Annotated in this window: 10 protein-coding genes; 1 reads left to right on the top strand and 9 read right to left on the bottom strand. The window is 35.0% G+C overall.

The window, feature by feature from the left end:
- From AFK68_RS24915 to AFK68_RS46395, 9 genes are all read right to left on the bottom strand, one after another.
- Positions 1 to 2,379: trypsin-like peptidase domain-containing protein (locus AFK68_RS24915; RefSeq protein ID WP_143438225.1), on the bottom strand; the 2,379-nt coding region annotated here is incomplete at its 3' end.
- Positions 2,379 to 2,699 carry a CU044_2847 family protein gene (locus tag AFK68_RS24910; protein WP_094675981.1) on the bottom strand — a complete coding sequence of 107 codons (321 nt, stop codon included), beginning with the start codon at positions 2,697 to 2,699 and terminating at the stop codon, positions 2,379 to 2,381. The genes AFK68_RS24915 and AFK68_RS24910, both read right to left, overlap by 1 nt.
- A 474-nt stretch (positions 2,700 to 3,173) precedes the next feature.
- On the bottom strand, positions 3,174 to 3,536 hold the full coding sequence (locus tag AFK68_RS24905; protein ID WP_094675979.1) for an STAS/SEC14 domain-containing protein: 363 nt from the start codon (positions 3,534 to 3,536) through the stop codon (positions 3,174 to 3,176).
- Between the two features lie 196 nt (positions 3,537 to 3,732).
- Positions 3,733 to 4,212, bottom strand: a complete 480-nt coding sequence (locus AFK68_RS24900) for a hypothetical protein (RefSeq protein WP_094675977.1) — start codon at positions 4,210 to 4,212, stop codon at positions 3,733 to 3,735.
- A 2-nt stretch (positions 4,213 to 4,214) separates the two neighbouring features.
- Complete coding sequence (locus AFK68_RS24895) at positions 4,215 to 4,796, bottom strand: hypothetical protein (protein WP_094675975.1); 582 nt, start codon at positions 4,794 to 4,796, stop codon at positions 4,215 to 4,217.
- A gap of 1,929 nt (positions 4,797 to 6,725) precedes the next feature.
- Positions 6,726 to 6,905, bottom strand: coding sequence for a hypothetical protein (locus AFK68_RS24880; RefSeq protein WP_094675969.1), 180 nt, complete (start codon positions 6,903 to 6,905; stop codon positions 6,726 to 6,728).
- Positions 6,895 to 7,095 carry a CxC ATPase DNA modification system associated small protein gene (locus AFK68_RS24875; RefSeq protein WP_094675967.1) on the bottom strand — a complete coding sequence of 67 codons (201 nt, stop codon included), beginning with the start codon at positions 7,093 to 7,095 and terminating at the stop codon, positions 6,895 to 6,897. The genes AFK68_RS24880 and AFK68_RS24875 overlap by 11 nt, the downstream gene beginning before the upstream one ends.
- A gap of 5 nt (positions 7,096 to 7,100) precedes the next feature.
- Positions 7,101 to 8,324, bottom strand: coding sequence for a DEAD/DEAH box helicase (locus tag AFK68_RS46400; RefSeq protein ID WP_371357549.1), 1,224 nt, complete (start codon positions 8,322 to 8,324; stop codon positions 7,101 to 7,103).
- Between the two features lie 9 nt (positions 8,325 to 8,333).
- Positions 8,334 to 8,634: DEAD/DEAH box helicase family protein (locus AFK68_RS46395; RefSeq protein WP_210407607.1), on the bottom strand; the 301-nt coding region annotated here is incomplete at its 3' end.
- 788 nt (positions 8,635 to 9,422) lie between these two features.
- Here AFK68_RS46395 and AFK68_RS24860 point away from each other — a divergent pair.
- On the top strand, positions 9,423 to 10,106 hold the full coding sequence (locus AFK68_RS24860; protein ID WP_094675963.1) for an ADP-ribosylglycohydrolase family protein: 684 nt from the start codon (positions 9,423 to 9,425) through the stop codon (positions 10,104 to 10,106).
- Positions 10,107 to 10,184 lie beyond the last annotated feature (78 nt).

The following is a 10,184-nucleotide window of genomic DNA, read 5'->3' as shown; positions in this document are numbered from 1 at the left end:
CACCAGAGTGCCGTCTGGTTTCCACAGTTTCACTGTCTTGTCACGACTTGCAGTAGCTATCAACTCACCATCGGGGCTAAATTCTGCGCTGATGACCCAATTCTGATGCCCCTCTAGGCGGTTAGACTCCCGCCAGTCGCTCATTTTTTGTAATATTCCTGCTGTCCTAAAAGGTATGTCAGGTTTAATTTGACGATCATTTTGCAGTTTTTTTAATTGTTTCCCAAGTCTGATGATATCTAACTGTGTCTCTAAACTTTGATCAAAACGGGATTCTAAAGTAGCTATTTTAGCTCTCATCTCAGCATTTTGCTCACTTTCAACAGCCCTACGTCTATGAAACTCTGCAAATATCCCCGCCACAGAAACCAAAACCAAACCAACCGTCAACCCGAAAACAGTTAACTGCCTCCGGCGCTGTCGTTGTTTCCGTTCCCGATCGCGCAACTCCAAACTCAACTGAATAAAAACCCGCTCCTCCTGACTCAACTCCGACAACCTTTCCTGATGCCATTTCTCCGCCTCCACCAAAAGCAACCCCCGCAACAACGCCCCATCATCCTTATCCTTCTCCACCCATTCTGCCAACCTACCCTTCAACTTTTCCTGCCAAACCCGAAACTCCCGACTCACTCCCATCCATTCCCGCAACATTCCCCATTCTCTAATCAACGCCTCATGGATAACCTCCACCGTTTCCTCAGCAGTTTTATCCCGCCCCGTCACCACCAACCGAGCATCAGCTAACCGCCTCACCAGATCCGAATTATCTGCCCCCACCTCAGCACGAGTCGCCACCTTGCGAGTATCCTCAGTTCCCATCCCTGGTTGCACCAACTGAATAAACACCCGTTCCGCCTTTTCCCTATCCCCATCACTCAACTTTTCATAAACATCATCCGCATAACTTGCCAACGCCTTCTCAACTCCTCCCACTTCCTCATAACCTTCGTGAGTAAGCTGACCATAACTTTGTTTACCCCACAAAAGCTCCAGAGCAAATTCCAACAAAGGCAAATTACCAGGCGATCGCTCCACATCCTTTAATATCCGTTCAGTCAACCCAGACTCCAACCGCACCCCCAACTTTTGAGCAGGCAATTCAATAACCGACCGCAACTCGTCACTATTCATCGGTCCTAATTTCACATCACTATTCTGCAAAGCATCTGCCAACAAACGGTCAGACAAAGCATACCCCAAAAAATCAGCCCGCAGAGTCATAACCAAAGTCAAGTCTGGAATATTTGCGACTGCATTAAGCAACCTTTCCAAAAACAATACCCGCTTTTCCTCGTCAGTACAAAGAGTGTAAATTTCTTCAAACTGATCCGCCACCAACAACAAACGACTACCTGGATGTTTCTCCAAAATAGAAGCTAACCATGTTGATAAAGTTGACTCTTTTGATTCCAACAACATAGAAAGTTGCAAAGCTTCTATATCTTGTACAGTTTCCTTATTTTCTGGTTGCTTGAAACGAACCAAAGCACGAGCTAATTCATCAAAAGGATGAGCTTTCGGGCGAAACTGTTCAATTTGCCAATTTCCCTGAGAGCGCAACCAAGGAACCAACCCCGCAAACACCACCGAAGACTTACCACTACCAGAAGGCCCAATAACCGCCACAAATTGTTGTCGTGCCACTGCTGCCACAAGCTGCTCAGTGAAAACCTCCCGCCCAAAAAAGTATTCAGCATCAGCTTCTCGGAATGCAAACAAACCTTTGTAGGGACAACCCCCAATTAACCGCTCCTGCAACTGAGGCCATGCTTCCATCAATATATTAGTAGGAATAATAAACGCTGCCTTGGTATCCAACCGTTGTTTTTCCGCCGCAACGGCCATCCCCACCACACCCTCTAAAGTTTCGTCCCAAACAGGAGTACCACTAAAACCTTCCTGCAAAGCATAACCAGTATTGTCAATATCCTCTAGTTGAACCCAACCATTAGCAGTACCACCCCGTAACACCCCATTTGCCCAGACACCATTTTCCTTACCCTTGGGAAACCCAAAAGCACGAAAATTATGCCCCCAATATTCCTCAGAAGTCATCAACCGCACTGGGGAAATATTATTAGAAATAGTCGTTAATTCCAAAACAGCAATATCTTCTAAAGCTGCCTCTGGGTTAACAGGCAACCATAAAATTACTTTAGCTGTCAGAATTTTGCCTGGTGCAACTTGAGGAAAATCTAATTTAACTTCTGTGGTTGGCATTTCAGCAGTATTACCATTGATGCCTAATGCAAAAGATACTACATGAGCGCAAGTCATAACTTGATTTTCAGATACCAAAAAACCCGCTCCTTTGACTTGGTTTGACTGAGAATAAATTCTGACAATAGAGCGGTCAAAGTTAAGTATTGTAGTCATTATTTATTATGCCATTTTAGAGTAATTTCATAGTTAACTTCTGCCTCTCCAGAAGCAATAATTGCACCCATTTCAGCACTTAATTTAATCCCAAATTTTACCTCTACTTCATCAGCAGGTTCATTCATACTTCTAACTTTTTTAATAATAGTATTAGCCACAGGTTTAATTTTTTCCATAGCCGAATCAAAACTTTTATTAGCCTTCCTAGTCACATCATCTGTTATGCCAATACGGTCATCAATTTGTTGGGGAGGTGCATCTACTTCAATAAGAATAAAGTCACCATCTTCTAGGGGAAATTCTACAATTTGCTTCATAATAATTTGTTTAAATTTTGTGTTTAATTTTATCGTAACTTACGCAAATTCGTAGTAGACCGTTTCATCTAAAATGGTGCAATAGGTAGGGGCGGGGTTTAGTGGAAATTTTTATGCTTACTCTAGGATTTACATCAACCCGCCCCTGAGAGGCGGCTCATATCTTATGGGGCGGGNCCCGCCCCTACGGTGTCTTCTCTAATGCACAGTTTTAGCTGAAACATTCCAGTAGGGTGCGTTAGACAGCTATAATCACTCACTATGAAAAACATTTAAAAATCTGTCGTAACGCACCATTGCAAAAGTGTCTGTCCGCTACAAAAAATCCATTAAATAACTTTCAATCAGAATAAAATATGCTATTTTATAAATAAACGGAAATAACAAAAAAAGCTACTTCCGTTTATTTTTTATTTCAAAACTTCCCTTACAGGTAATTTTTATTTCAAGAATATTTTTCAACACAAAAAACTGTTAAGCCTTGAGCCATTCATTAGCTTCTAATAAATGATTATTATCGAACACTTTGACAGGGCAAGGCCAGATAAATCCAAAAAATTTTGTTGCTCCAAGAATCCATTTATTATTAGAAACAACAGCTATTTTTGCCCAAGCTGTTAGGTGTTGAAAACCAACTTTTGTATCATCCCATAAAGCTTTCGCATCAAATCCTGAAAAATCATTATCTAAATGATAAAGCAAGCGTATTTTACGATGTTCTTTTAACTTAGCTTCTACCGCAGGAATTAAAACTGACTCATAATCTTCTCCTGTCACTTGGCCATGAGCAGTAAAGGCAAGAATATTATCGGGTTGATTGGCAATAATTTCAATCATAATCATCCTCCTAGATTTCAATCTATATCAGATCGGTTTGTGGAGTTTAATCCCACCTTTATTATACAACTTCACAGAGCAGTTCAACAAATAAATTTCAAAGCATTAATAAAACTATATAAAGTTGAGTTGGACTTAAATAGTAGGAATCTCAGGATGGGAAACCACATAGATAGATACTAGGTTTATTTCAAATCTACCTACCATCAATAGCTTCTCGTAAAATTTTTACATACCTCTGTAAAAAGTTTTCAAGATGATTGGGTTTTGAACTAAATTTTTGTATTAAATAATCAAAAACACCACTAGCATAAGCATTCATTTTATCTATTCCTTCATCAGTCAGGTTAGTTTGAATACTGGGGTTAATTAATTTCAATAATTGTTTTTTGACTGCATCTTTTTCATCTAAACTTATTCCCAGATTTTCTAATTCTGCCCTAATAAGTAAACCAATGATTAAATTTTGTTGGCTTTGATAATCGCTAACAAAGTAATCAATAAAATCTCGACATTTACATCTTTCACTGGGATTATTTTTAGACTTTGTTGCCAATCCCATCATTAAACAGAAATAATATAAATCAAAATCAGTTTTAATTTGTTGTGTTTTCCCTTTATTAATATTAGAAAACCACTCATCAACATCTAGACGTAGTTGAAAGGATTTAGCCATAGCTAAGTCTCATCCTCATCTTCTTCAAGATCGAATTTATTAAAATATTCTTTTCCTTCTACAATGACACAATTTTCAGTTTGAGTAACTCCTTCAGAAGGTAAAGTATTTTGTAGTTTTTCTGTACCTTTGGTTTTTCTAAATACAGTTATAAATTTAGTGGAACGTGAATTTTTCTTAGGGGTAGTGAAACGTGAATTGTTATTAAGGGTATCAGTAAAACCTTCTCTTTCAGTAGAAATAGTTAAAGCAATAAACTGATCACAAAATTGGGGAATTAATTTAGCAATTTCTCGTCTGACTGTAGCATCAATAGCATTAGCTGGACTATCAACTACTAGAGGAAAATCATGTTGCCCTCTCTCTAATAATGTCATTAAAAAAGTATAGCCTACAGATAATGTTTGACCCATACTTGCTTCTTTTTGACTTTTGAGATAAAGAGAATTTTTGATTTTATCAATATGAATTGGGTCTCGCTCTAAAACTATATCTAAGTATTCATTGCAGTCTTCAATTAAAGTTTTCGGATCCTTTTTTTTACACAGTTGATGTTGTTCGCCAAGAAAACTTGTTCCGAACAAGCAGTCGTCCAGTTGTTACTGTTTTTATTGGTCAAGACGTACCANCATTAAAAAAGTATAGCCTACAGATAATGTTTGACCCATACTTGCTTCTTTTTGACTTTTGAGATAAAGAGAATTTTTGATTTTATCAATATGAATTGGGTCTCGCTCTAAAACTATATCTAAGTATTCATTGCAGTCTTCAATTAAAGAGTCTGTTAATTTAATTTTTGCTTTTTTCAGAGACTCGTCTATAATTTTTTGTAAGATTTGTTTTTTCTTTGTTAGTTCTACTGTATGAGAAATTTCTGCTAATTTTTTCTCTTCCTCTTCTAACCATTTTTTTAATGATTGAATACAAATAATTTTTTCATAATTTTTAGGATCATCTCTATGATTTGGGAGACGATTAATTCCTTCTAATACTTTTTCTATTTCACTTTTTTCTATTTCTTTATCAACCAGGGATTTTTGCCAAGATTTAAGTTGAGTATTCCCTTGGTCTGTCAGTTGATTTTCTATAACTCTACACTTAGTTTCAGCATATTGCCTAATTTCAATGTCTGTTTTTAACCCTTCTAGATTTTTAGTTAATAAATCAACCAGATTTTCAGAATTTTCAGATATTAGTTTATTTCTAATATCTTCTTTTAAACTATTTAAAAATGCAGCAGTATAGTCTGATAAATATAACTCAGCTCTGGTTTGAATTGCTTCACGAGTTTGATGATTTAATTCTCTGCCACAGATACATTTTTCTTCTTCTAAAAGGTCAATAAAAAATTGACGCGATGCTTTTTCAGGAAGTTTGGCTTTATCTAATTTATCTTTTAATTCAAGTAAAGAATCAATAAAAATTTCATGTAAATACTGAGGTTGTCTAATTTGCGTCATTATATCTGTAATTCTGCTTTCCACTTGCTCTTCAGCTTTAACTTTTTCCTCTTTATTCTCTGTTAATTGTTGAGATAAATCCTTATTCTGGCTATAATACTTTTCGGNACTATAAGACTAAGTTCTTCTTGTTTTTTATTTTTTTTTCCCTCAACTTCTTTGATTCTTTCTCTCAAACCATTAACTTTATTTTGTTGGCGAGTTAAACCTCGTTGCTCGCTAGCTTTGTTTTTTGTTGCTTCATTCCAATGTTTGTCTGTAAATTCTTTAATTTCATGTAGTAAATAGAGTTGAAATAAACTATCAATTGCCTGAGAAGCATGAGTTTTACTTGAGTCCAACAAATCTTTAGCAAACTCACCATCAAAAATAAATAATTGCACAAATTTTTGATTGAAAAAACGATAAAGATTCAGAGGAGGCTCCCATTTTGGAATTATTCCTCCTAATGATGAATCCGATGTATAATAATCAACTTTTCCCTCTTCAAAATCAAAATCTAGTTCAAAAGTTAAACGCTTCTCATCAACCCTTAAATCTAAAGTAAATTTTCCTTCAGAATTAAATTTATTAACTCTGCGAAAACTTATTACTTTCTCTGTATCCCACTTATCTGCTTCCCCATTCATAGCAGCACGAATTAAACTTAAAGTAGTAGTTTTTGCTGTACCATTAGGCATTTGAATCAGAGAAACATGAGCAGGGTTAACACCAAATAAAAGATTAATATCCATATCTGGGCATCTTAAACCTTTTGTTTTCCAACCAATAATTTCAATCTTCATTATTCATTTCTAATTTTTCAATAGTTACACCCTTATCATCAACCCTTAAATCTCAAACAAATGTTCCTCTAGAATTCAGGGGAAGCTCTCATTTTGGAGTTACTCCTCTTAATGACGGAAAAATAGTACAATAATCAACTTTTCCCTCCTCAAAATCAAAATTTAATTCAAAATTTAAACGCTTCTCATCAACCCTTAAATCTCAAATAAATGTTCCAGTAGAATTAAATTGGTTAACTCTACAAAAACTTATTACTTTTTCCACATCCTATTTATTTGCTTCACTATTTATAGCAGCACGAATTAAATTTAAAGTGGTCGTTTTTGCTGTACCATTAGGCACTTGAATCATAGAAACATGAGCAGGATTAACACCATAGAAAAAATTAATATTCATATCTCGGAATCTTAAACCATCTGTTTCTAAACCAATAATTTCAATCTTCATTATTCATTTCTAATTCTTCAATTTTAATAGCGTCATAGACTAATTCAAGACGTTCACTTTTATCCGTTTCGTTTAAATTTTGCTTACTCATTTCCTCTAACCATTTAATCAATCTATTTGCAACTGCTTCTGCTTGACTTGCTTCCGAAACAGACTCTCTAATAGCCTTTTCTATTTCCTTATCTAACATAACTATTAACTTTTTCTCCTAAATTTTGAAAGTTCAGATAACCACTCATAACGTTCCTCATCAGCAGATATTCTATCTTGATTATCCTCCGACTCCAAGACAAAATCAACTACTTTTGCTCTTTTGTCTAGATGATTTGGATTAATCCGCAAACAACGACCTATACGTTGAATAGTTTCTAGTTTAGCTCTTGCTGAAGAAAAAAGAATCACATTTTCAAGATTCTTAATATCAATTCCTTGAGAAACACGATGACAAGTTATTAAACAATCAATTTTACCTTGAGCAAAATCTTGCAGATATTTTTGCTCTTCTCCTGAATAATAAGTTCGATAACGATGAGTGTAAGTATGAATATTATCTAATAGTTGATTACCATATTCTTTCTCTTCCACAAAAATAATAGTTGATTTAAGTATCTGAGAATTTTCAACCAAAAAACCTGCAAAAATATTTAGTTTATTTTCAGCAGTTTTATAAACACGAGAAAGTTTAATCCAAACCTCTTCCTCACTCATTGGTTTACCTGCTTTGAGACGAGCTTCTTTTTGTCTATATACTTGTTGAAGTCTCTCTTTATCATTGTTAGTAAGCTCATAAAAAATAGGGATATAATCAAATTCACAAAGTATCCCTCTTTCAATAGCTTCTTTAATTCCGAATTGAAAAAATACTTCCCCTAACTCTGCAAAAATAAATTCTGTTCCTTCACTGTCATATTCTCTTTCAGGTGTAGCACTTAACCCTAACCGATAACCAAAATCTTGATGTTTTCCAGTTAATTGTTGACGAATTGCCGAACTTCCTAAACCATGTACCTCATCATGTACAATAATCAACTTTGATTTTATTTTTGACTCTAGACGATTAAATAATAAACCTAATTTTTCCCTAGAAACTATTAAAACTTCTCTCTCAGGATTAAGAGCAAAACTCTCTAATTCATGGTAAGAAGAATAATGTCTGAGAACTCTAAAAAGTTTGGGTCTCTGAACAGACCAACTATCCATTTCTTTTGACCATTGATCTAATAAATCAGTACCTTCCGTACTAATAATAATTCCATTTATTTGCTCTAGCTCATCTAGTCTACTAAGAATTTTTAAATTAGTACGAGTCTTTCCCGTACCTGTTGCCATTTCTAAAACACCATGACCAACTTTAAGGAACTCTTCTACTGCCTCTTCTTGATGTCGCCATTGATAACTACCATTTTTTTTCTCTGGAATTTTTAAGGNCTAATAAATCAGTACCTTCCGTACTAATAATAATTCCATTTATTTGCTCTAGCTCATCTAGTCTACTAAGAATTTTTAAATTAGTACGAGTCTTTCCCGTACCTGTTGCCATTTCTAAAACACCATGACCAACTTTAAGGAACTCTTCTACTGCCTCTTCTTGATGTCGCCATTGATAACTACCATTTTTTTTCTCTGGAATTTTTAAGGGTAATTTTTGGGTTTTAATCTCTAAATTTTGTCTTTTTTCTTGTCTGATGTCAGGTTTTTTATCAGGAGCATAAGACCTAATAAACTCCATTGTTTCTGAGGATAAAGAAAGAATTTTTAAACCTACTGCTTTTCCTGACCATGTTTCTTCAAATTCTTCAATTTTAATCTTAACTCTTTCTTGGTCAGCGCTAACCCAACTCCGATAAACATCTATCGATTCATAATTACGACTATAACCATTTATTGACTCATTAGCAGACCCAGTAAAAGCAACAAAATTATCATTCTCCAAATCAAATATTCCGATTTTTTCGTGAAAAATTCCCACTCGATCAATATGCTGAGGAAAAGCAAATTTTAAAATTAACTTCTCATTAGCTATCATCCAAGCTAATAGTTTTTGTCTCAGGTGAACAGAATCCGATTTTCTTGATAATTCCAGAGCATCTTTAATAATTCTATCAGCAATAATTTGTCTAAATTGATGATTTTTTTCCTCATTAACTGCCACAGCTAAAGTTTTTTTATCTGCTTCCAATAACTTAGGAGAAATTATCAACTTAATCACAGCATTTTTATTCAATAAATAAGGAATAGCTTCTGCCCAAGATACTAACGCACCGCTAGAAAAATAACCAACTGCACGGCGATATTGAATACAATTTTTTAAACAAGGTATAAAAAAATCTTGAGCTAAATCAGATTTGCCACTTCTATAGTGACTGGCAATTTTTTCTATAAGCATTTGACATTATCAGACAATTTCACTCTTGTCTCAAGATAGCCTTATAATTATTATTACATATTCTTTCGGACATGATATTACTTCAGTAGGAGATACTGATAACTGTTAACTGATAACTGATAACTGAAATTATGTTACTAGAACTTGCTATTGGTGATGCTTACGGCGCCGGTTTTGAATACGCAGATATTCAGTTAATTAAACAACACAATAATCTATTTAATTATGTGAAGCCCCCGCGCCACAAACTTATTCCCGGTTCCTACACTGATGACACTCAAATGAGCATTGCTATTACCGAAATGATAATTTCTAGGGAACCTTGGACGCGAGAAAATTTAGCCGATCAATTTGTTGCAGCTTTTAAAAGAGATGAACGAGAAGGATATTCTCGTAAGTTTTATGACTTTTTAAAACAAGTGAAAACAGGGCAACAATTTTTAGCAGAAATAATTCCTACAAGCGACAAAAGTGGTGCTGCAATGCGAGCAGCTCCCATTGGTATTTTTCCTACCATTAAAGAAGTCAAACAAAAAGCAACTATTCAAGCAGCTATTACTCATAATACTCCTGACGGAATTGATGCAGCGATCGCCTCAGCATTAATGAGTCATTATTGTATTTATAATTTAGGAAAAAAAAGCCAATTAGGTAAATTTATTGAAACTCACGTTCCCGGAAAACCTTGGTCAGAACCTTGGGAGCAAAAAGTAGGTTCTAAAGGTTGGATGAGTGTTAGAGCTGCTATTACTGCGGTGCAAAGAAATGACAAAATTAGCAGCTTATTAATGGATTGTATTAATTTTACCGAATAATTAATTATTAATTATTAATTAAATAATTGTGGTTTAAAGCCTCCCCTTGGATAGGGGAAAAAAAGTGCTAGGATATTT

Source organism: Hydrocoleum sp. CS-953, from assembly GCF_002260545.1.
In the GTDB taxonomy this organism is placed as follows: Bacteria; Cyanobacteriota; Cyanobacteriia; order Cyanobacteriales; family Microcoleaceae; genus Trichodesmium.
Note: the sequence above shows the minus strand (reverse complement) of the source record. Positions and strands in the feature narration are given on the sequence as shown.